Source organism: Lysinibacillus halotolerans, from assembly GCF_003711845.1.
In the GTDB taxonomy this organism is placed as follows: domain Bacteria; phylum Bacillota; class Bacilli; order Bacillales_A; family Planococcaceae; genus Ureibacillus; species Ureibacillus halotolerans.
This window is the reverse complement of sequence record NZ_RHLQ01000001.1, coordinates 45470-67941: the sequence shown is the minus strand read 5'-3', so window position 1 is coordinate 67941 and position 22472 is coordinate 45470. Positions and strand designations below refer to the sequence as shown.

Genomic DNA, 22472 nt, shown 5'->3' with positions numbered 1-22472 from the left:
CTTTACAAAGATGAAGGCGATTGGTGGAGAATTCAATTTATTCTTACCAATCCCTTTTTGTTTTACCGTAATAACTCCCCTATTTCTTTCTATTTATCTATCTACCATTCCCCAAAATAGAAATGTCGAATTTTGAAAACTAAAAAACTACAAATTTCGATTTAAAAGTAACTATTTTGTAATGTATTCCCAATCTATTATCATATATTATTAAAATTAGAAAAAGTTGACTAAATATTATATTTATTCTATTTTTTCAGACTAATAGAATACTAAGAGGAGTGGATTTATGAAACTTAGAAAAATAGTACTTGTGGCAATTGCTTTCTTTTTGGCATTCAGTACACCACTGTTCGGCGTGAACAGTACGAGCGCAAAAAGTTTAAAAAACTTGCCTACCATTCAACAAGAAAAAAATGAACCAAACATCTCAAAATCTCTAGCAAATCCAAAAAACCCCGACAAAAAAGTTCGAATCGTCGTTGAACTTGACGGGGAGCCTGCTATTGAAAAAGCAACAAAAAAAGGCGTTTTATATAAGCAATTAAAACGGTCAGAAAAAGAATCCATTGAAACTGCCGTTACGGAAGAACAAGAAAGTGTTCAAGATACATTAAAAAAACAAGTGCCTTCCGTCAAATATATTGAAAACTTTTCAGTTGTATTTAATGGATTCTCAGCAGAAGTAGAAGCAAAATATGTTGAAAAAATCGCAGCTACATCTGGTGTTAAAGCTGTCTATGAATCTACTGAATATGAACGACCAGAAGTAAAACCGGATATGATTCATTCGAAGGAATTAGTTCAAGCTCAACGCGCATGGAATGAATACGGTTTTGAAGGTGAAGGTATGGTTGTCGGTATTATTGATACTGGTATCGATCCGAGCCATAAAGACATGGTTTTATCTGATGAAAGTACAGCCGAACTAACTGAAGAAGAAGTAAATGCTCTGCGATCAGATGGATCCATTAAAAATGGTCAATATTATACGACAAAAGTTCCTTTTGGATATAACTATATGGACGGTAATGATGAAATTTTAGATTTAGGTCCAGGTGCATCGATGCATGGTATGCATGTTGGTGGTACAGTTGCAGCCAATGGAGATGAAGAAGACGGTGGTATTAAAGGAGTAGCTCCTGAAGCGCAACTTTTAGCTTTAAAAGTATTCGGAAATGATCCAAACTTTTCATCCACTTATGGTGATATTTATATAAAGGCAATTGATGATGCCATCAAGTTAAATGCCGACGTTTTAAACATGTCACTAGGTTCTCCTGCGGGATATGTAGATGAATCTAGCCCGGAACAACAAGCCGTATCTAGAGCTACAGAAAATGGTATTATCGTTTCGATTTCTTCAGGAAACTCGGATATGTATGGCTCTGGATATTTTTATCCTTATGCTGAAAACCAAGACTACGGTGTGACAGGATCGCCGGGTATATCCTATGACTCAATCAGCGTTGCTTCCGTTGAAAATTCGATGATTACTGTATATAGTTTTTCTTATCAAGTCGATGGAGCGCCATCAGGAGAAGCCCTTTATTTATTAGCAAATGACGCCAACCCAATTGAAACATTTAGCGGACCAGTAGAAGTCATGGATGCTGGTTTCGGAACAGCTGCTGATTTTGAAGGAAAAGATTTCACAGGAAAAGTCGCTTTAATTTCCCGTGGTTCTAATACGTTTGTTGAAAAGGGACTGAATGCTCAAGCTGCAGGTGCAGTAGCAGCCATTATTTACAACAATACTGAAGGTACAATTAATATGGCAACTGACCCTGGTATTACGATTCCATTCATGTCCATTTTAAAAGTGGATGGAGAATCATTAAAAGCTGCTTTAGATAACAATCAAAGTGTGACAGTCTCCTTCGATGGAAACTTTATTGAAACACAAAATCCGAGCGCAGGACAATTAAGTAGTTTTACTTCTTGGGGTCCAACGCCTAACTTAGATTTCAAACCGGAAATTACAGCTCCAGGTGGAAATATCTTCTCAACATTAAATGATGATAAGTATGGATTAATGAGCGGAACTTCTATGGCGGCACCTCATGTAGCGGGTGGTAGTGCCCTTGTTTTAGAAAGGGTAGACCAAGAATTTGATGCAACTGGTGCGGATAGAGTTCAAATAGCGAAAAATTTATTAATGAATACAGCTCTTCCAATGGAAACAACTCCAGGTGAGTATGTTTCACCACGTCGACAAGGGGCTGGATTAATGCAACTTGCAAATGCTCTATCAACGGATGTTATTGTAACAAATTCAGAAACGGGAGAAGCAAAAGTTGCTTTAAAGGAAATTGAAAATGACCAATTTACCTTTACTTTAGTTGCTGAAAACTTCTCAAATGAGGAAAAAACATATAATGTTGAAACACAACTTCAAATCGACATGCCTGTTAATGCCGGCGATGGATTATATGTAACGGTTCCAAACACATATGGTCAATATGTTCTTACGGATGAAGATGCAGATATCAATACTCCAGAATCGGTTACAATTCCTGCAAATGGTACAAAGGAAATTACTGTATCAGTTGACGTTTCCAATTTACCAGAAGAGATTCGTTCCATTTATTCTAACGGCTTCTTTGTTGATGGTTTCGTTCGATTAATTGATCCAAATGAAGAAGTAACAAATAATGTACCATTAACTGTCCCATTCTTTGGATTTAACGGCGGTTGGGATGATGCAAGAATCTTTGATTACTTTGCTTGGGACAATTTAACTTATTGGGGTTATACTGCTTTAGCAGATGAACAAGGTTCCTTCATTACAGGAGCAGGCGAACAATTTGATTCTTCTCGATTTGGTTTCTCTCCAAATGGAGATGGTATTCGTGATCAAGCAATTCCTGTCTTTTCTTTATTCCGTAATGCGAAGCAATTGAAAGTGGAAGTTGTCGATATGAACGGGAAAGTTTTACGTACTTTAAGAACTGCTAACAACTTAACGAAACATTATACATCTGACAACCCATACACTTATAATACGAACTATGGTTGGGATGGGAAAATTAATAATGCAATCGCTAAAGATGGAGACTATATTATTCGTGTAAGTGGGGTTATCGATTATGAAGGAGCACAATGGCAATCCATTGAATTCCCTGTTAAGGTCGATACGGCAGCCCCTAGCGCTAAAGTAACTTTCGATGCTTCAACTAAGACAGTTGTTGTCTCAAATCCTACCGATAATAAAGGTGGAACAGGTGCAGAATACTGGCAAGTATATGTAAATGGAGAAGCTGTTTCAGAAACTCTTCCTCTAACTACATCAACATTTACAATTAGTGGAGAATTAACGAATAAAGATAAAATTTCGGTACAATTAGTAGACGTTGCACGAAATGCTCAAACCTATGACTTCCAACTAAATAGTAATGAAGAAACAACACCTCCTGTTATTTATATTGAAAGTCCAAATTACTTTGATATATTTAACACGAACGAAATCGAAGTGAATGGAACAATTGAAGATGATTCAAAAATCACTTCAGTTACGGTGAACGATGAAGAAGCATCATTCGATGGTGTTCAATTCTCTCATACTTTAAATCTTGAAGATGGTTTCCAAGACATTCGTGTCAAAGCAATTGATGAATTCTCAAATGAAATGCAAATCTCTCGTAAAGTTTTCGTTGATACACAATTCCCAACAATTTCTTTTGGAAAAATTCCTAAAAACACAAAAGAAAGTGTTATTGTAGTTCCAGTTACTTTAAAAGACAATTTTGATGAAGTTCGATTAACGGTAAATGGAGACGAAAAATTCTTACACGAGTTATCAGAACCATACGAAATGAAAGGTTTTGAAGAACAAGTGGAAGTAGAACTTCCATTAGTAAATGGAAATAATGAGTTCATTTTTGAAGTAGAAGATTTAGCAGGAAATGTAACAACGAAAACGATTCAAATTAAAAAGAGTGGGAAACCTGGCAAGGGAAAAAATAAATAAACTTAAAACCGAAAAAGCCTATGATGGTATCATCCATTATAGGCTTTTATCTATAAAAAGTTTTATAAGAGAGTAGCTTACTTTATTTAAGTTCTCCTGCCTTTAGTTTACTATGCCAATCTTGTAAGAAAGGAATATCGTTCCCTTCAATTATTCCCGTTTCTGATGCAGCTTCCACAAGATAATCAAAGTTTGTTAATGAAACATACTTCACTCCTATTTCCTCAAAAGCCTGTTCTGCGTGAGGTAAATTATATGTATATACACATACGACACCAACAACTTCACAACCAGCGGCACGTAATGCTTCGACTGCAGTAATGGATGAACCGCCAGTAGAAATAATATCCTCCACTACAACAACCTTTTGACCAGGTTGAATTTTCCCTTCAATTTGATTACCTCGACCATGTTCCTTTGCTTTTGAACGAACATATACCATTGGCAACTCTAAAAGGTCTGAAACCCATGCTGCATGTGGAATCCCAGCAGTAGCTGTACCAGCAACAACTTCTGTTTCACCAAAATGTTTTTTTATGTTTTCTGCAAGACCTCGAGCAATTTGTTTACGTACAGAGACATCTGAAATGGTTAATCGTGTATCACAATAAATTGGTGATTTAATACCTGACGCCCATGTAAATAATTCTGTTGGATTTAATTCAACTGCTCCAACCTTTAACATACCTTTTGCAATTTCCTTTTGTACTGACATTTAGTTTCCCTCCCATAATGAACAAACTTCTTTATATGCAGCAAGTGGATCCCTCGAGCCCGTTATAGCTCGGCCAACAACGATAAGAGATGATCCATCCGCGCGAGCTCCATCTGGTGTCGCAATCCGTTTTTGATCATGAACATCTCCACCAGCTAAACGAATGCCAGGCGTTACACGTAAAAATTCTTCTCCACATTCGTTCGCAATCATTTTTGCTTCATGAACTGAACATACAACGCCATCAAGTTGTGCTTGTTTAGCTATTTTTGCGTAATGCAATACTGATTCTAATAGAGATAAATGAATTTGTTGTTCGCTTTTCATTTGTTCTTCCGTTGTGGAGGTAAGCTGGGTTACTGCAATTAATTTTGCTCTTTTTTTGCCAACTGGAGTACCTGCTTCCAAACCTTCCAATGCCGCTTCCATCATCTGAATACCTCCGGCAGCATGAACATTAACAAGATCTACTCCTAAATGAGCTAACCCTTTCATTGCCGATTTAACCGTATTCGGAATATCATGAAGCTTTAAATCTAGAAAAATATCATGACCCTGTTCCTTCACTTTTCGAACAATGTCAGGGCCTTCCTGTAAATAAAGTTCCATCCCAATTTTAACGAACAACGGCTCTTGAAAGTGTTGCAAAAAATGAAATACTTCATGCTCTCCAGGAAAATCTAAAGCAATAATTGGTTTGTTATTCATTTATCGGTGGCTCCTTCCGATGATTTCTTTAATATGTTTCACACCAAGTTCTTCTAATTTAGCAGGTAATGCATCAATAATATTCGGGCACACAAATGGATCGACAAAGTTTGCTGTGCCAACTGCAACAGCAGAAGCTCCTGCCGACATAAAATCAATGACGTCTTGGGCACAAGAAACACCACCCATTCCAATTATCGGAATCGAAACCGCCTTGTACACATCGTATACCATACGAATGGCAATGGGTTTTACAGCAGGTCCAGATAGTCCGCCAGTTCCATTCGCAATGACCGGTTTCCCTGTTCGTTCATCGAGTCGCATACCAATTAACGTATTGATCATTGTAATACCGTCTGCCCCACCAGCTTCAACGGCTTTTGCAATTTCAACAATGTCTGTTACATTTGGTGAAAGTTTTACATAAACAGGTACAGTCGAAGCTGCTTTTACAGCTTCTACTAGTTCTCGGGCAACAACTGGATCTGTTCCGAAAGTTATCCCACCATGCTTTACATTTGGACAAGAAATATTTAGTTCTAAAGCTTTCACATTTGGAGCTGTTGATATTTTTTTTGCCACTTCTACATAGTCTTCCGTAGTTGTACCAGCAACGTTCGCAATAATCGGTACGTCAAAACGCTCTAGCCATGGAAGTTCATTTGCCATTACCTTTTCTAAACCTGGATTTTGTAATCCAATCGCATTTAGCATCCCAGCAGGTGTTTCAGCAACCCGTGGAGTCGGATTTCCTAAACGCGTTTCCACCGTAGTTGCTTTAATCATAATGGCTCCTAGCTTAGAGAGATCATATAGCCCACCATATTCTTTACCAAAACCAAAACAACCAGAAGCAGGCATGATTGGATTTTTTAATTCTAAACCTGGGAGTTGAATCGTTAAATGTCTCATAGTTGTACAACTCCTTTCGGGAATACCGGTCCATCTGAACATACTTTCACATAATCTTTATCCGCACTATCAGTCGTTTTACAAACACATGCAAAACAAGCACCTATACCACAACCCATCCGTTCTTCAAAGGAAAGATATCCTTGTTTATCCGGATAAAATTGTTCTAATGCTCTAAGCATCGGCATTGGACCACAAGCATAGAAAACATCAAATTCAGGTTTTAACTCCTCTAGTAAATCTGTTACAAAACCTTTCGTTCCCTTCGTTCCGTCCACTGTAACGAAATGGGTATCGCCTAAAGTTGAAAACTGTTCTTCATAAAAAGTCACTTCTTCCGTTGCAAAGCCGAAGACGTGGATCGTTCGAATACCTCGTGCATTTAACTGTTTAGATAGTTCATATAACGGTGGGACACCAATTCCACCACCAACTAGTAAAGCTGTTCCACCTTCTGGAGCTGTTTCCACGGAAAAACCATTACCTAAAGGACCGAGAACGTCAACTTCATCGCCAACTTGCCTTTGAGATAGGAGGTTTGTTCCTCTCCCTTCTGCACGATAGATGAGCGTTACTTCTCCTGTTTCTTTATCAATATTTGCAATACTTATAGGTCGTCGAAGAAGTGGCTCAAAGGTTTCTGACACTCGAATATGGACAAATTGTCCAGGATTCATGTCCTGAACAATTTGTCCTTGTATAGTTAGTTCAAAAATATGATGAGCAATTTCACTTTGACGAACGACGATCATTCGCTCTTGTTGAATCATTAATGAAATACCTCCGCTTTTGGCATTTCTTCTGCCGTAAATGTCATCGATTCGATTACTTCTAACATAGCTTCAGCTGTATCTAAGGATGTTAAACATGCAACCCCATTTTCAACGGATTCACGTCGAATACGGAAGCCGTCACGAGCAGGTTGTTTCCCTTTTGTTAATGTATTCACTACTAGTTGAGCTTCACCGTTTTGAATGACATCTAACAATGTTTTTTCCTTAGAACCGATTTTTCCTACTACATCGACTTGAATACCAGCTTCTGCAAAACTGCGTGCAGTACCTTCAGTTGCCATAATTCGATAGCCAACTGTGTTAAAACGTTTAGCTAAGCCAATTGCCTCTTCTTTATCTTTATCGGAAACTGTAAATAAAACCGTTCCGTGGCTTTTAATTTCCATACCGGATGCTACAAAACCTTTATATAATGCTTTTTCAAAGGTAGCATCTTTCCCCATTACTTCCCCTGTTGATTTCATTTCAGGTCCTAACGTAATGTCTACACGGCGAAGTTTTGCAAAACTAAATACCGGTACTTTTACGAAAACGCCTTTTTGCTCTTTAGCAAGGCCAGTTGTATAACCCTGTTCTATTATCGATTGACCAAGAATTGCCTTAGTTGCAATGTTAGCCATCGGTATGTTTGTAATTTTACTTAAGAATGGTACAGTACGACTTGAACGTGGGTTTACTTCAATTACGTAAATTTCTCCTTTTGAAAGAACGTATTGAATGTTCATTAATCCTACAATGTTTAACCCTTTTGCTAATCGAGTCGTGTAATCAACTAAAGTAGCTTTTTGTTCTTCTGTTAATTTTTGCGGCGGATAAACCGAAATTGAATCACCAGAGTGAACCCCTGCTCGTTCAACGTGTTCCATAATACCTGGAATTAATACGTTCTCTCCATCGCAAATGGCATCTACTTCTAACTCTTGACCAGTTAAATAGCGGTCAACTAATACAGGATGATCCGGAGATGCTTCTACAGCATTTTCCATGTAATGCTTCAATTCCTGTTCATTATAAACAATTTCCATTGCACGCCCACCAAGTACGTAAGAAGGGCGAACTAAAACTGGGAAGCCAAGTTTTTTACCGATTTCTAGTGCTTCTTCTGTAGATACTGCCGTTTCCCCTGCTGGCTGTGGAATACCTAGTTCGTGTAAAGCTTGTTCAAATTTATCACGATTTTCCGCTCGATCAATCGCCTCTAAACTAGTACCTAAAATGTTCACACCATTTTCAGCTAGTTTATTTGCTAAGTTAATTGCCGTTTGACCACCAAATTGAACTACTACTCCAATTGGTTTTTCTAAATCAATAATATGCATAACATCTTCAATTGTTAGTGGTTCAAAGTACAGCTTATCTGAAATTGAAAAGTCTGTTGAAACTGTTTCAGGGTTCGAGTTAATAATAATCGCTTCATAACCTGCTTCTTGGATTGCCCATACGGAGTGTACAGTTGCATAGTCAAACTCAACCCCTTGACCGATTCGAATCGGACCAGAACCTAATACAACAACAGACGGTTTATCCGTTACGATTGATTCGTTTTCATCTTCATAAGTTCCGTAGAAGTATGGTGTTGTTGATTCAAATTCCGCTGCACAAGTATCCACCATTTTATAAACTGGAATGATTCCTTGTTCTTTTCTATATTCGTAAAGTTCCTTTTCCGTTGTTTGCCAAAGTTCCGCAATTTTCTTATCAGCAAAGCCCATACGTTTAGCTTGGCGTAAAACGACAGGATTATTTACGTTTTCTGTTAAAGTTGATTCCATTTGTATAATGTTTTGAAGTTTATTTAAGAACCATAAGTCAATTTGGGACCATTCATGGATTTGTTCAATCGTTACCCCACGACGAAGGGCTTCAGCTATGAAGAATAGACGTTCATCTCCAGCTTTACGTATACGTTTTTCAATCCAGTTATCCGAATTGTCGTCTGCATGTTTTAATTCGATATGGACTTGACCCGTTTCTAAAGAACGTACCGCTTTTAAAATCGCTTCTTCAAACGTACGTCCTAATGCCATTACTTCTCCAGTCGCCTTCATTTGCGTTCCTAAATTACGTTTTGCAGATTCAAATTTGTCAAAAGGCCAACGTGGAATTTTAGCTACGATATAGTCAAGGGCGGGTTCGAAGTCTGCGTAAGTTGAACCTGTTACAGGGTTAATAATTTCATCTAAAGTTAAACCTACTGCAATTTTAGCTGCTAGTTTCGCAATTGGATAACCCGTTGCTTTTGACGCTAATGCTGACGAACGAGATACCCTTGGATTTACTTCAATAACATAGTAATTAAAACTATTTGGATCAAGGGCTAATTGAACGTTACATCCACCTTCAATTTTTAGCGCACGAATAATGTCCAATGAAATGTTACGCAACATTTGATATTCGCGATCCGATAACGTTTGGGAAGGAGCCACAACGATGGAATCCCCTGTATGGATGCCCACTGGGTCGAAGTTCTCCATGTTACATACAACAATCGCATTATCGATAGAATCACGCATTACTTCGTATTCAATTTCTTTGTAACCAGCAATCGATTTTTCAAGTAAACATTGAGTTACTGGGCTATATTTTAAACCGCTCGTTACGATTTCCTCTAATTCTTGATCGTTATGACAAATACCTCCCCCTGTTCCTCCTAGGGTAAAGGCAGGGCGAACGATTACTGGGTAACCGATTTTTTCAACAAAGTTCTTTGCTTCCTGTAAGTTATGAATAATATCTGATTCCGGTACAGGTGCACCAAGCTCATACATTAAGTTACGGAATTGGTCTCGGTCTTCCGCTTTATGAATCGCATCAAGTTTTGTTCCTAAAATCTCGATTCCTAACTCATCTAAAATACCCGAGTTGTTTAATTCAATCGCCATATTTAACCCTGTTTGACCGCCAAGGGTAGGTAGGATGGCATCTGGACGTTCCTTACGTAAAATTCGAGAAACAAATTCTAAAGAGATTGGTTCAAGATAAACTTTGTCCGCAATTTGCGTATCCGTCATGATGGTTGCAGGGTTCGAATTAATTAAAATTACACGGTAGCCTTCCTCTTTTAATGAAAGACAAGCTTGTGTTCCTGCGTAGTCAAATTCTGCTGCTTGCCCAATAATGATAGGACCTGATCCGATTACTAAAATAGTTTCTATATCTGTACGTTTAGGCATGTTGTTTCTCCTTCCCTGCATAGGCTTCCATTAATTCAATAAACTCATCAAATAAATGATTTGAATCCTCTGGCCCCGGTGAGGCTTCTGGGTGATATTGTACGGTAAACACCGGATATTTTTTATGGCGTAACCCTTCTACTGTTCCATCATTTAAAGCGACATGGGTTACTTCTAAATCCGTTCCTTCTAAAGAATTTTCATCGATGGCATATCCGTGGTTTTGAGACGTTAACTCTGTACGTCCAGTACGTAAGTCTTTTACTGGGTGATTCGCTCCACGGTGTCCGAATGGTAATTTGAAACTTTTTGCACCACAAGCTAGAGCAAATAGTTGGTGACCTAAACAAATACCGAAAATTGGCACTTTTCCGATTAATCGACAGATTGTTTCAATCCCTTCCGTAACATCTGCTGGGTCCCCAGGTCCGTTAGAAAGCATAATTCCATCTGGATGCCAAGCTAAAATTTGTTCTGCGGACGTGTTATAAGGGACAACTAAAACGTCACAATCCCTTTTATTTAATTCACGTAAAATTCCATGTTTCATGCCGAAATCCATCAACACGACCCGTTTTCCTCTACCTGGACTTGGATATGCCGCTTTTGGTGACACTTCTTTCACATGGTTCGTCATAAGAGGCGTTGCTTTTAACGTATTCACAATTTCCTCTACATTTACGTCTTCATCTGCAGCAGTTAACATTGCTTTTACTGCACCTTTAGATCGGATAATGCGAGTTAATTTTCGTGTATCGATTCCTTCAATTCCAGGAATGTCCTGTGATAGTAAGTAATCGTTTAATGATAAATCACTACGGAAGTTGGAAGGTTCCTTTGCCAACTCTCTACAAACCATCCCTTTAATAGCCGGCGTAATTGATTCAAAGTCATCACGGTTAATTCCGTAGTTGCCGATTAATGGGTAAGTAAATGTAACGATTTGTCCATAGAACGACGGATCTGATAAAGTTTCTTGATATCCAGTCATCCCTGTCGTAAAAACCACTTCCCCTCGAGATGCTTTATCACTTCCGAAAGCTTCCCCATTAAAAACTGTTCCATCTTCTAAAATCAATAGTCGTTTTTTCATTATTTTGCCTCCTCATAGACGATGTTGCCTTCTACCATTGTTAATACTGGCCATCCTTTTGCAGTCCAACCGTTAAATGGCGTATTGCGCCCTTTTGATGCGAACTCTTCTGCGTTGATTGTTTGTTCTTTTTGCAAATCGATTAAAATCAAGTCAGCCGAACCACCTACTTCAATTTTTCCGTATGGAAGGTTAAAAATTTCAGCAGGTTTTACAGTCATCCAATCGATTAATTGTTTTAACGTCCATTTCCCCGTCTCTACAAATTGGGTATATAAAAGGGGAAAGGCTGTTTCAAAACCAACAATTCCAAAGGGTGCTCCTACCATCCCACAGCATTTTTCTTCAACTGTATGAGGTGCATGATCTGTAGCGATACAGTCAATTGTGCCATCAAGTAATGCTTGATGTAAGGAATCTTGATCATCCTTTGCTCGTAACGGTGGGTTCATTTTCCAATTCGCATCGTCACTCGGAATATCCATTTCTTCTAATAATAAATGATGAGGACAAACTTCAGCTGTCACTCGAATGCCAGCACGTTTTGCATCCCTTACAGCCCGCACAGATTCCTTTGTTGAAACGTGACATACATGATATCTTGCTCCAGCTGCTTCTGCTAAAAGGACATCGCGGGCAATTTGTACTGATTCACAGATGGAAGGAATCCCTGGTAAGCCAAGCTCTTTGTTGCGTTTTCCTTCGTGCATTACTCCGTCATAGATTAAGGAATTATCTTCACAGTGGGCAACAACTACCATGTCAAGCTTCGCTGCATCTTGCATTTGTTCATACATAGTAGAAGCGAGTTGTACACCGACTCCATCATCCGAAAAGGCTACGGCACCGTGGGCTTTTAATTCCGCTAAATTCGTTCTGGCATCGCCAGACTGGGCAACTGTTAAAGAACCGTAAGGAAGAACACGAACTTTTGCATTTTCTTTAATTAATTGATTAATGAGTTCTAAATTTTCAACCGAATCGGGCACTGGTTTCGTATTCGGCATCGCACATATTGTCGTAAACCCACCCTTTGCAGCGGAGGCTGTACCTGTTTCGATTGTTTCTTTATGCTCAAATCCAGGTTCGCGTAAATGGACATGAACATCGACAAAGCCAGGCGCTAGCAGATGGCCATTTCCATCGATCACTTCAGCATTAATTGGTTGTTTTCCACCAATGGCTAAAATTTTTCCATTTTCAATCGTTATTGTTGTATCCACTAGTTCACTTTGGTCATTTAGCATTTTGATATTTTGTATAAATTTCGTCATGTTTATCTTCCTTTCAGAATCATTTCTAAAATCGCCATTCTCACATAAACGCCATTTCTTACTTGATCAAATATTCTAGAGCGATGACATTCGACTAATTCAGAAACAATTTCTACATCCCGATTAACAGGTGCCGGGTGCATAATGATTGCATTTTGCTTCATCTTCCCTTCCCGTTCAAAGGTCAAACCGTATTGCTCGTGGTAGCTTTCCTTTGAAAAGCTTTTATTGATTAAATGTCGTTCATGTTGAATTCGCAGTAGCATAATGACATCACTATCTTCTAAAAGGCCATCCCATGAGTGGTGGGCTTCAAATTCTCCTGCCCACTCCGGCGGACATAAAAACCGAACATTGACTCCTAACCGTTTTAAGGAGGTTGCGTTGGACCTTGCTACACGACTATGGGAAATATCACCGACAATCGTTACATTTAATCCTTCAAAGGATCCGAATTCCTTATAAATCGTATATAAATCTAATAGACTTTGAGAAGGATGTTGCCCTGCTCCGTCCCCTGCATTTATGACAGCCACTTCAATTCCTTCAAGTAATTCGTTGTAGTATTCATCTTCTTTTGCTCGTATAACAACAGCATCCAACCCAATCATCTCTAGCGTTTTCACAGTGTCATACATCGTTTCTCCCTTTAGAGCACTTGAAAAGCCTGCATCAAACGGAATGACCGTACATCCTACTTTTCTTTCAGCCATTTCAAAACTTGTTTTCGTTCTTGTACTTGGTTCGAAGAAAAGATTTGCTACGTTGTAAGATTTCGCTAATTTACTAGGCTCCCCTGCTTCAAATTGAGCTGCCCGTTCAATAATCGCCATAACATCTTCATTTGATAAATGTTCCATTGAAAGTAAATTTTTCATTGTCTTTTCCTCCAAATACACTTAATAAAAAGGCCTCGCAATCGTTTGCGAGGCTTAGGAGGTATGACAAGCTAAGGCTACGTTAAACAACGTACCTAGGTCTGTCTATTCCCCTTCTTTGCCTCTCTGGACAATTCATTAAAAGGTATCTTTATTCTTCTAAATTATTCACTTCTTTTTCTCTTCCCGGTAAAACAAGGTTTAATATAACCCCTACAATTGCAGCCAACGCCATCCCTTCAATGGCAAAGGATTCATTAAATCTTAGAGCCGCTCCTCCAATTCCTACTACTAAAATGACAGAGGCAATGACCATATTTCGGTTATTTCCGAAATCAATTTTGTTTTCAACAAGCATTCGTAACCCACTAGAAGCGATAATACCGAATAACAAAATGGAAATTCCACCAAGTACTGCTGTAGGAATCGTTTGTACTAATGCCATTGCTTTACCGAAGAAGGAGAACAGTATTGCTAATACCGCTGCACCTAAAATGACATACACGGAAAAGACTCTTGTTATTGCAAGCACACCAATGTTTTCACCATATGTCGTTTTCGGTGGACCGCCTAGAAAGGCACTAATAAATGTTCCTAATCCATCACCTAGTAAAGATCTATGCAAACCAGGTTCTTTTATATAATTTCGATTGACAACTTTACCTAAAACTAATTGGTGACCGATATGTTCTGAAATCGTTACAATAACAATTGGTACCATTGCAAGTAAAATCGGTGATGTAACATTGAAGTCATAATGTACACCTGGAATTAAGAAGTCTGGAACTTGAAAAAGTTTTGCATCTTTTACCGGTGTAAAGTCTACAATACCGATGATGGTTGAATATATGTAGCCAACGATTAACCCAAGGAGAATTGGCATCGTACTTAAAATATTTTTGAAATATACATTAAAGATAATCGCAGCGAATAAAGTAACCAAAGCTGCAGTAAAGTGTAGGAAACTATATTCTTCATTAACGTTCATCGCCATATCAACTGCTGTTCCTGCTAAACCAAGACCGATTACGATAATTACTGGCGCTACTACAATTGGTGGTAATAAACGCATGAGCCATTTATAACCTGTTTTCCAAATTAGCAGTGAAACGATTCCGTATACAATCCCAACCGCCATAGCTCCAATCATGGCATTACCCGGATGAACACTTTCTCCGTTTTCTATACCACCGGCTGCTATTAAAATCGGTGTAATGAAAGCAAAGGATGAACCTAAATAAGCTGGAACTTTAAATTGAGTTATTAATAAAAATACGATTGTTGCAATCCCGCTTGTTAGTAATGCAATGGAAGGACTTAACCCTACAAGTTGCGGTACTAAAATCGTTGATCCGAACATTGCAAACATATGTTGGAAACTAAGAGTAATAAGTTGTCCTGTTGTTGGTTTATCTTGGATGTCCAAAACTGCTTTTGACATGTTTATCCCCCACTGTCCTTTAATCTACTTTGTGTAGTGTTACATTATCTTCTCTATCAACCTCTGTTAAGCGAACGACGATTTTTTCTGAACTGGAAGTTGGAATGTTTTTCCCAACATAATCAGCTCGAATTGGTAATTCTCGGTGTCCTCTATCCACTAATACCGCAAGCTGAATTTGTGCAGGGCGTCCTAAATCCATAATCGCATCAAGGGCAGCTCGAACTGTCCGTCCTGTATAAAGCACATCATCAACAAGAACAATTTTTTGATTATTCACAACGTAGTCAATATCTACTTGTTGTACGAGGGCTTCCCCATTTTCATTTTTTGTCGATAAATCATCCCGATATAACGTAATGTCCAGTTCACCCGTCCGAATTGGTTTCCCTTCAATTTTTGTGATCTTTTCTGCAAGTCTTCGTGCTAAATAAGCACCACGTGTCTTAATACCAACTAAAATACATTCGTCGATTCCTTTGTTTCGTTCAATAATTTCGTGGGCAATTCTCGTCAATGCTCGATTCATTGAAGGTGCATCTAAAAGTTCTGTAATTTGTCCCATTTGAATTCCTCCTCCCATTCTTATTTCAAAAGCAGTATAAATAGCGTTCCATTTTCGTTAATGACTAAACAGAGAGTATACTTTAAGACATAAAAAAACCTCCTAAGCACCAGCTTAAGAGGTTGGATATACGTGTTGAAAAAACATGTTTGGACATTTTAATGGGTCAACAACATAGACACCATCGCCATTTTCCGTACTACGATTACAAGTCAATCAGTAGCAGTAAATGTCATCAAATTTCCATAACAATTCTACATGTACCTTCTCAGCCTCTCTGGACTGCCATTAAAGGTGAATATTTTATTTTTTAAGTTACTTTCCCATCACGGTGGGTTATTCACTGTTGTCAGTATAGACTTAAAACGACAGGAAGTCAACAAAGTTTATTAAATTAATTACATAATGTTAAGCTTCTTTTCGTAGTTGTTCTAATAATTCCACATAATCTTGAGGAAGAGGAACTTCAAATTCTAAATATTCCTCTGTTGTCGGATGAACGAATCCTAAAACACCTGCATGAAGAACTTGTCCTCCAAAATCAATCGTTTTCTTTGGTCCATACTTAGGGTCCCCAACTAATGGGTAACCAATATAGTTCATGTGGACACGAATTTGATGGGTACGTCCCGTCTCTAAACGACATTCCACTAAAGTAAACTTTCCGCTAATACGTTCCTTTACATGGAAATGGGTAACAGCATGCTTGCCATTATCGACAATTGCTTGTTTTTGACGATCTTTCGGATCACGTCCAATCGGTGCATCAATCGTTCCTTTATCATGGGCAATATGGCCATGTACTAACGCTGTATACTTTCTTGTTACAGTTTTATTAACAAGTTGTTCCACTAAAGAATGATGGGCATGATCGTTTTTAGCAACCATTAATAATCCAGAAGTATCTTTGTCAATTCGATGAACAATACCTGGTCTTAGAACACCATTAATACCTGATAAATCTTTACAATGGTACATTAAGCCATTTACTAAAGTACCTGTCATATGTCCTGGAGCTGGATGTACGACCATCCCTTTAGGTTTATTTACGACAAGTACATCTTGATCTTCATAAATAATTTCTAAATGTAAATTTTCCGGAATTACTTCTAACGGTTCCGCTTCCGGGACATCCACTTCAATGATGTCTCCTTCTTTTACTTTATATTTCGCTTTTACTTCTTCACCATTTACTTTAACAATTCCATCTCCAACCCAAGTTGCCACTTGTGTTCTCGACCAATCTTCTTGAATGGTTGATAGCGCTTTATCAATACGTTCTCCTGCATTGTTTTCGTCTATTGTAATTGTTACAACTGTCATTCTTTCACCTTTTTCTTTTCATCCCGCTCTTCTTTGAGCATTACTAAAATAAGCATAATAACTGAAATTGTTAACGCTGCATCAGCAATGTTAAATATTGGGAAATCATAATTAATAATTGGAATAAGGATATCAACAAAATCGACAACTTCACCACGGAACAGTCGATCGATAAAATTCCCTAATGCGCCACCTAATAAAATCATAAGGCTAATGGCAAATAAAGGCTTCCCCTTCGCCTGTTTATGGAAATAATAAATAACACCTGCGATAACAACGAGCGTTACGATGATAAAAATCCACATTTGACCTTGTAGCATACCCCATGCGGCTCCACGGTTTCGATGGGAAAGAATCGCAAACCATGGGTCCCAAACAGAAATACGTTCACCATACTCCATATTTTTCACGATTAACCATTTAGTCCATTGATCTAATAACACAACAATTGCAGCTAAACTATAGTATTTATACACAGTATTCCCCCGTTTGCCAATAATCTTTACCAGAAAGTAATGTTATATTTCCTTTTACAATCAGTATAAAACAACCGCCCCCGGGAATCGAGAGCGGTGATTCATCTAATTAAACATAATATTTTTCTACCACATCAGCACAACGGCTACATAATGTTGGATGGGATTCATTTTGACCAACTGTTTCCGAATAGGACCAGCAACGTTCACATTTTTCCCCTTCTGCTTTCTCCACTACAATAGCAGTTTTTTCAAGAACAAGGGCATTTTCAGGAGCACCTTCTTTATTTGCTACCACTTGAAGTTGAGAAACGATACAGCTTTGAGCAAAATCAATAGCTGGATCATTTAGAAGTTCAGTAATTTCATTATCGGCATAAATTGTTACTTTCGCTTCTAACGATTTACCAATTGTTTTTGCATTACGTGCTTCTTCAAGAGCTTTTAACACTTCATCGCGGATAGCAATTACTTTATCCCATTTTGCTCGGAGTTCTGTAAAGTTATTACGTTCATCAACCTCAGGGAAATCCGTTAATTGTACAGATACTTCCTCTTCATTTAAGTAAGACCATAATTCATCCGTTGTATGCGGAAGGATTGGTGTTAATACTTTAAGTAAAGTTAACAAAGTATCATACATAACCGTTTGCATTGCACGGCGATTTTTATTATCTTTTGCTTCAATATAAACAACGTCTTTAGCAACATCTAAATAGAATGCTGATAATTCAACCGCAACAAAGTTATTGATTGTATGGTAAACAGATGCGAATTCATAACGGTCATAAGCTTTACGCACTGCTTTTAAGACATCTTGTAAGCGCATATACATGTATTGGTCCATTTCCCGCAATTCTTCATACGCAACTCGATCTGTTTTTGGATCAAAATCAGATACGTTACCGTGTAGGAAACGAAGGGTATTACGAATTTTACGATACACTTCTGAAATTTGTTTTAACATATCCATCGAAATGCGAACATCACCAGTATAATCAACAGACGCTACCCATAAACGGAGGATGTCAGCACCATATTGATTCATCACTTTTTCAGGAATAATGACGTTTCCTAATGATTTACTCATTTTGCGACCTTCTCCATCTAATACAAAGCCGTGGGTTAATAACCCTTTGTAAGGTGCGTATCCGTTAATGGCAACAGAAGTGATTAATGATGAATTGAACCATCCACGGTGTTGGTCAGATCCTTCAAGATAAAGATCAGCCGGATATTTCATTCCTCTTTCTACAAGGACACCTTGGTGGGATGAACCGGAGTCAAACCATACATCCATAATATCGTTTTCTTTAGTAAATTTACCATTTGGACTACCTGGGTGAGTAAATCCTTCTGGTAGAAGGTCTTTTGCTTCCCTTTGGAACCAAATATTTGAACCATGCTCACGGAATAATTTTGAAACATGGGCAATCGTTTCTGGCGTAATAATTTCTTCTCCATTTTCAGCATAGAATACTGGAATTGGAACACCCCAAGCTCGTTGTCTTGAAATACACCAGTCTCCACGATCACGAAGCATATTGTAAAGACGCGTCTCACCCCAAGATGGTGTGAAAGCTGTTTCTTCAACTGCTTGTAATAATTCATCACGGAAAGCTTCTACCGAACAGAACCATTGTGGCGTAGCACGATAAATAACAGGTTTTTTTGTACGCCAGTCATGTGGGTAAGAATGGGTGATGAATGATAATTTTTCTAAAGCGCCTACTTCTTTTAATTTCTCTGTCATCACTTTGTTAGCATCATCATAAAATAACCCTTCGAATCCAGGGGCCTCATGAGTATAGCAACCTTGGTCGTTAATTGGGCTAAGTACATCTAAACCATATCTTTTCCCCACTAGGAAGTCATCTTCCCCGTGACCAGGAGCTGTATGAACACACCCAGTACCTGCTTCTGTCGTTACGTGGTCACCAACCATCACTAATGAATCGCGACCATAAATTGGATGTTTAGCCACAACATATTCAAGTTCTGCACCTTTTACTTCTTGAATTACTTCCGCATTTTCCCATTCTAAATTTTGGGAAACTGTTTCAAGTAAGTCTTTTGCGATAATGAATTTATTATCATTGACTGATACTACAACATACGTAATTTCAGCATTTAAAGAAATTCCTAAGTTCGCTGGAATCGTCCATGGTGTTGTCGTCCAAATAATAAATTTAGCATCTTGTGGTACAACACCTTTTGCATCTTTAATTTCAAAGCTTACATAAATAGATGGTGATTTAATATCTTTATATTCAATTTCCGCTTCTGCTAATGCTGATTCAGAAGAAGGGGACCAATAAACCGGTTTTAACCCTTTATAAATATATCCCTTTTCAGCCATTTTTCCGAACACTTCAATTTGACGTGATTCGAATTCTGGCTTCAATGTAATATAAGGGTCATTCCAATCACCACGAACTCCTAGACGTTTAAATTGAGTTTTTTGGTTTTCAATTTGTTCATAAGCGTATTTTTCACAAAGCTCACGGAATTCAGCAATTGTTAATTCTTTACGCTTTACTCCTTTATTTGTTAACGCTTGCTCAATTGGTAAACCGTGCGTATCCCAACCTGGAACATACGGTGCATGGTAACCAGTCATTGAACGATGGCGGGTAATCATATCTTTCAATACTTTATTTAAAGCATGACCGATGTGAATGTCACCATTTGCGTAGGGAGGTCCATCATGTAAAACGAAGTGAGGTCGATCTTTTGTCCGCTCATTTACTAGAGCGTTAATGTCCATTTCTTCCCATTTTTCTTGCATTTTTGGTTCATTAGCTGGTAAATTTCCGCGCATGGGGAAATCAGTTTTTGGCATTAGCAATGTATCTTTGTACTCTACCATAGTAAAATCCTCCTTTAATGTTTCCTTAAGTCTAATTGTTAAGCACCTAAAAAATAAAAAAAGCTTCACATCCCTGAAGGGACGAGAAGCTATTACTCGTGGTACCACCCTAATTTGCGGAAAACGAAATGGTTAACCGCCTCTTAGACACTGTAACGTCGTGTGAAACGAAATCACTTAATCAAAAATCGTCCACCTATTTTAATTATAGGTTAACGGGTGTGTTACCGTTCTAACACCTTTTCAGTGATTTAGCTCAGGAGTGATCTTCTTTTTTGAATGTTTCGTTCGAGCTTTCACCATCCTCGAATCGCTTTTATCCACTTTCAAAAAATACTGTCTCCTTCAACGCCCAAAATATCAATTTTTCATACTCGTGTATATCAGTATATGGAAATGAAGAAATTCAGTCAAGTAAATCGATGAAGATTGACAGAAATTAACCTTCCGTTGTTATTTCTAAATCATCATCTTCTTGTCGTGCATGGTTTTGGATTTCCGTTAACCCAATTTCATATTCTAATAAATGTTCCCAATCATCCGTGTTTAATAAATCTAATTGGGCTTCTACTAACATTTTGAAACGATTACGGAAAACTTTCGATTGTTTTTTCAACGCATCAATTTCAATAGCAATTTTACGAGCTTTTGATAATGCTTCATTTACAATTCGATCTGCATTTTTCTCAGCTTCTTTAATAATTAATTTTGCTTCTTGTTGTGAGTTACGACGAACTTCTTCAGCTGCTTCTTGTGCAACTACAATCGATTTTTGTAACGTTTCTTCAAGTGTATTATAATGACTCATTTGCTCAGTCATTGTTTTTACTTTATTTTCTAATTCCTTCTTTTCACGAATAAGAATTTCATAATCTTTTATGATTTGATCTAAAAATTCATTCACTTCGTCTTCTGCATATCCTCTGAAGCCTCTAGTAAATTCTTTATTATGTATATCGAGAGGTGATAATGGCATTCGTCAACACTCCTTCTTCATTTAAATATATAAATCTATTATACAGCTTGTCGTTGAAACATGACATCAAAATTTCGTAATTTTTTACTTTAATCTACTATTTTTTCTCTAATCGGCCTATTTGAAGTCGAAGTTTATCCTTTTTCGTCCGTCCTTCAGACATTATCACTTTTAATCTGCCAAATCCACGAGCCGAAAGAATATCACCTTCTTGTACTTCAAAGGAAGCATCCTCTCTTATCGTCCAATTGACTTTAACTTTGCCTGCTTTAATTAAACTTTGAGATTTTTGTCTCGATATATTAAGAACTGTGGCAATAATAACGTCTAATCGCATAGAAGATACTGTATAGGTTTTATCGAACCATTCTTCTTCTAGTTTAATTAATTGATGAGAATCAATTTGTTCCAACTTCACTTTTGATTTACCAATAGAAGTTAAATTCACTAATACGTAATCTTGGACTTCTTTAGCGACTGCAAATTGAATTATATCCTCTTCAATCCGAATATCACCGAACTTACTACGTCCAATGCCTAACGATAATAAAGCTCCTAATACATCTGGATGTTTTAACTGAACAAACTTAGAAGGATAATTCACTGCAAAAAAGGAAATTTCAAAATCATTCTTCGTTGGTTGAAAATAATTGGGACAAATAAAAAGTCTTTGTCTTTCTGCTTCATCAAACCCTCCAAAATGTTGAACGGATAGTTCGTTATTTTGACCAACAATAGAAGAAACAATAAATCTTTCCCGAGGATCAAGAAAATCCGTTAATTTTGGTGCAAATCGATCTTCTACCTCCCTTTGCCACCCGATGACTTTTTCGATGAAAGTTTGTTCGTCTTTTCTAAAATGTTGAATTAAATGCTCCATTTTCTCAGCTCACTTTGAATAACTATATATTTAAATACTGCCCAATTTATCGTATTAAAAAAGGGACGTTTCAAAATTGTTGGAAACGTCTCCTTAAATATCGAAAGAATGACTTCTTTTTTTAGTATTTGACTTAAGTTAACATGTTATATAGATTGAAAACGACAATTTTTATCCCACGTTCGATGAAAGTCAGTAATAAAATCGCAATAATAGGCGAAAAATCAATCATACCGATAGGTGGGATGAATTTTCTAAAGAAACCTAAATATGGTTCACATAATTTTGCAAGAAGTCGTCCAAAGGCCGAACCTTGTGCGGCCGGAACCCAAGACATTAAAATGTAAATGATAAGCATAAACGAATAAATCGAAAAGGCCATTGTAATAACTGTACTGATTGAATAGATCATCATATAAATTAAT

At 37.7% G+C, this 22472-nt stretch carries 17 protein-coding genes and 1 other annotated feature; of the genes, 1 reads left to right on the top strand and 16 read right to left on the bottom strand.

Translation table 11 applies throughout. From position 1 onward, the window contains the following. The first annotated feature begins 289 nt into the window (after nucleotides 1–289). Complete coding sequence (locus tag EC501_RS00330; RefSeq protein WP_122970300.1) at nucleotides 290–3970, top strand: S8 family serine peptidase; 3681 nt, start codon at nucleotides 290–292, stop codon at nucleotides 3968–3970. 82 nt (nucleotides 3971–4052) lie between these two features. Here the strand turns inward: EC501_RS00330 and pyrE are convergent, their stop codons facing one another. From pyrE to EC501_RS00250, 16 genes are all read right to left on the bottom strand, one after another. Next, entirely contained in the window at nucleotides 4053–4685 is a 633-nt protein-coding gene (gene pyrE, locus EC501_RS00325; RefSeq protein WP_122970299.1) for an orotate phosphoribosyltransferase, read from the bottom strand. Then, complete coding sequence (gene pyrF, locus EC501_RS00320) at nucleotides 4686–5393, bottom strand: orotidine-5'-phosphate decarboxylase (RefSeq protein ID WP_122970298.1); 708 nt, start codon at nucleotides 5391–5393, stop codon at nucleotides 4686–4688. After that, on the bottom strand, nucleotides 5394–6305 hold the full coding sequence (locus EC501_RS00315; RefSeq protein ID WP_122970297.1) for a dihydroorotate dehydrogenase: 912 nt from the start codon (nucleotides 6303–6305) through the stop codon (nucleotides 5394–5396). It lies immediately after the preceding gene. Continuing rightward, nucleotides 6302–7075 (bottom strand): dihydroorotate dehydrogenase electron transfer subunit, encoded by a 774-nt coding sequence (locus EC501_RS00310; protein WP_122970296.1) that lies wholly within the window; start codon nucleotides 7073–7075, stop codon nucleotides 6302–6304. Before EC501_RS00310 ends, EC501_RS00315 begins: the two co-directional genes overlap by 4 nt. Further along, nucleotides 7075–10272: a carbamoyl-phosphate synthase large subunit gene (gene carB / locus EC501_RS00305; protein WP_122970295.1), complete on the bottom strand. Its 3198-nt coding sequence runs from the start codon at nucleotides 10270–10272 to the stop codon at nucleotides 7075–7077. The genes EC501_RS00310 and carB overlap by 1 nt, the downstream gene beginning before the upstream one ends. Continuing rightward, a complete protein-coding gene (locus tag EC501_RS00300) occupies nucleotides 10265–11365 on the bottom strand; it encodes a carbamoyl phosphate synthase small subunit (RefSeq protein WP_122970294.1) in 1101 nt (366 codons plus the stop codon). Before EC501_RS00300 ends, carB begins: the two co-directional genes overlap by 8 nt. Continuing rightward, on the bottom strand, nucleotides 11365–12639 hold the full coding sequence (locus tag EC501_RS00295; RefSeq protein ID WP_122970293.1) for a dihydroorotase: 1275 nt from the start codon (nucleotides 12637–12639) through the stop codon (nucleotides 11365–11367). Before EC501_RS00295 ends, EC501_RS00300 begins: the two co-directional genes overlap by 1 nt. A gap of 2 nt (nucleotides 12640–12641) precedes the next feature. Beyond that, the gene (locus tag EC501_RS00290) at nucleotides 12642–13517 is read right to left on the bottom strand and encodes an aspartate carbamoyltransferase catalytic subunit (RefSeq protein WP_122970292.1); all 876 of its coding nucleotides are present in this window, start codon (nucleotides 13515–13517) and stop codon (nucleotides 12642–12644) included. 151 nt (nucleotides 13518–13668) lie between these two features. Continuing rightward, on the bottom strand, nucleotides 13669–14958 hold the full coding sequence (locus EC501_RS00285) for a solute carrier family 23 protein (RefSeq protein WP_122970291.1): 1290 nt from the start codon (nucleotides 14956–14958) through the stop codon (nucleotides 13669–13671). Nucleotides 14959–14977: 19 nt separating this feature from the next. Next, complete coding sequence (gene pyrR / locus EC501_RS00280; protein WP_122970290.1) at nucleotides 14978–15523, bottom strand: bifunctional pyr operon transcriptional regulator/uracil phosphoribosyltransferase PyrR; 546 nt, start codon at nucleotides 15521–15523, stop codon at nucleotides 14978–14980. Nucleotides 15524–15931: 408 nt separating this feature from the next. Continuing rightward, on the bottom strand, nucleotides 15932–16846 hold the full coding sequence (locus EC501_RS00275) for an RluA family pseudouridine synthase (protein WP_122970289.1): 915 nt from the start codon (nucleotides 16844–16846) through the stop codon (nucleotides 15932–15934). Further along, complete coding sequence (gene lspA, locus EC501_RS00270) at nucleotides 16843–17322, bottom strand: signal peptidase II (protein ID WP_122970288.1); 480 nt, start codon at nucleotides 17320–17322, stop codon at nucleotides 16843–16845. Before lspA ends, EC501_RS00275 begins: the two co-directional genes overlap by 4 nt. A 109-nt stretch (nucleotides 17323–17431) precedes the next feature. Beyond that, complete coding sequence (gene ileS / locus EC501_RS00265; RefSeq protein WP_122970287.1) at nucleotides 17432–20191, bottom strand: isoleucine--tRNA ligase; 2760 nt, start codon at nucleotides 20189–20191, stop codon at nucleotides 17432–17434. 74 nt (nucleotides 20192–20265) lie between these two features. Further along, nucleotides 20266–20549 (bottom strand) — a binding site (T-box leader). A gap of 81 nt (nucleotides 20550–20630) precedes the next feature. Further along, complete coding sequence (locus EC501_RS00260) at nucleotides 20631–21167, bottom strand: DivIVA domain-containing protein (RefSeq protein WP_122970286.1); 537 nt, start codon at nucleotides 21165–21167, stop codon at nucleotides 20631–20633. 97 nt (nucleotides 21168–21264) lie between these two features. After that, the gene (locus EC501_RS00255) at nucleotides 21265–22047 is read right to left on the bottom strand and encodes a YlmH family RNA-binding protein (protein ID WP_122970285.1); all 783 of its coding nucleotides are present in this window, start codon (nucleotides 22045–22047) and stop codon (nucleotides 21265–21267) included. Between the two features lie 133 nt (nucleotides 22048–22180). Then, a complete protein-coding gene (locus tag EC501_RS00250; protein WP_122970284.1) occupies nucleotides 22181–22462 on the bottom strand; it encodes a YggT family protein in 282 nt (93 codons plus the stop codon). Nucleotides 22463–22472 lie beyond the last annotated feature (10 nt).

What these genes read in the sequence shown, in the direction of transcription:
- EC501_RS00290 (WP_122970292.1), bottom strand. Translation starts at nt 13,517, where the DNA reads ATGAAAAATTTACTTTCAATGGAACATTTATCAAATGAAGATGTTATG.
- pyrF (WP_122970298.1), bottom strand. Translation starts at nt 5,393, where the DNA reads ATGAATAACAAACCAATTATTGCTTTAGATTTTCCTGGAGAGCATGAA.
- carB (WP_122970295.1), bottom strand. Translation starts at nt 10,272, where the DNA reads ATGCCTAAACGTACAGATATAGAAACTATTTTAGTAATCGGATCAGGT.
- pyrE (WP_122970299.1), bottom strand. Translation starts at nt 4,685, where the DNA reads ATGTCAGTACAAAAGGAAATTGCAAAAGGTATGTTAAAGGTTGGAGCA.
- EC501_RS00285 (WP_122970291.1), bottom strand. Translation starts at nt 14,958, where the DNA reads ATGTCAAAAGCAGTTTTGGACATCCAAGATAAACCAACAACAGGACAA.
- EC501_RS00250 (WP_122970284.1), bottom strand. Translation starts at nt 22,462, where the DNA reads ATGATGATCTATTCAATCAGTACAGTTATTACAATGGCCTTTTCGATT.
- EC501_RS00260 (WP_122970286.1), bottom strand. Translation starts at nt 21,167, where the DNA reads ATGCCATTATCACCTCTCGATATACATAATAAAGAATTTACTAGAGGC.
- EC501_RS00255 (WP_122970285.1), bottom strand. Translation starts at nt 22,047, where the DNA reads ATGGAGCATTTAATTCAACATTTTAGAAAAGACGAACAAACTTTCATC.
- EC501_RS00315 (WP_122970297.1), bottom strand. Translation starts at nt 6,305, where the DNA reads ATGAGACATTTAACGATTCAACTCCCAGGTTTAGAATTAAAAAATCCA.
- EC501_RS00275 (WP_122970289.1), bottom strand. Translation starts at nt 16,846, where the DNA reads ATGACAGTTGTAACAATTACAATAGACGAAAACAATGCAGGAGAACGT.
- EC501_RS00300 (WP_122970294.1), bottom strand. Translation starts at nt 11,365, where the DNA reads ATGAAAAAACGACTATTGATTTTAGAAGATGGAACAGTTTTTAATGGG.
- ileS (WP_122970287.1), bottom strand. Translation starts at nt 20,191, where the DNA reads ATGGTAGAGTACAAAGATACATTGCTAATGCCAAAAACTGATTTCCCC.
- pyrR (WP_122970290.1), bottom strand. Translation starts at nt 15,523, where the DNA reads ATGGGACAAATTACAGAACTTTTAGATGCACCTTCAATGAATCGAGCA.
- EC501_RS00310 (WP_122970296.1), bottom strand. Translation starts at nt 7,075, where the DNA reads ATGATTCAACAAGAGCGAATGATCGTCGTTCGTCAAAGTGAAATTGCT.
- EC501_RS00295 (WP_122970293.1), bottom strand. Translation starts at nt 12,639, where the DNA reads ATGACGAAATTTATACAAAATATCAAAATGCTAAATGACCAAAGTGAA.
- EC501_RS00330 (WP_122970300.1), top strand. Translation starts at nt 290, where the DNA reads ATGAAACTTAGAAAAATAGTACTTGTGGCAATTGCTTTCTTTTTGGCA.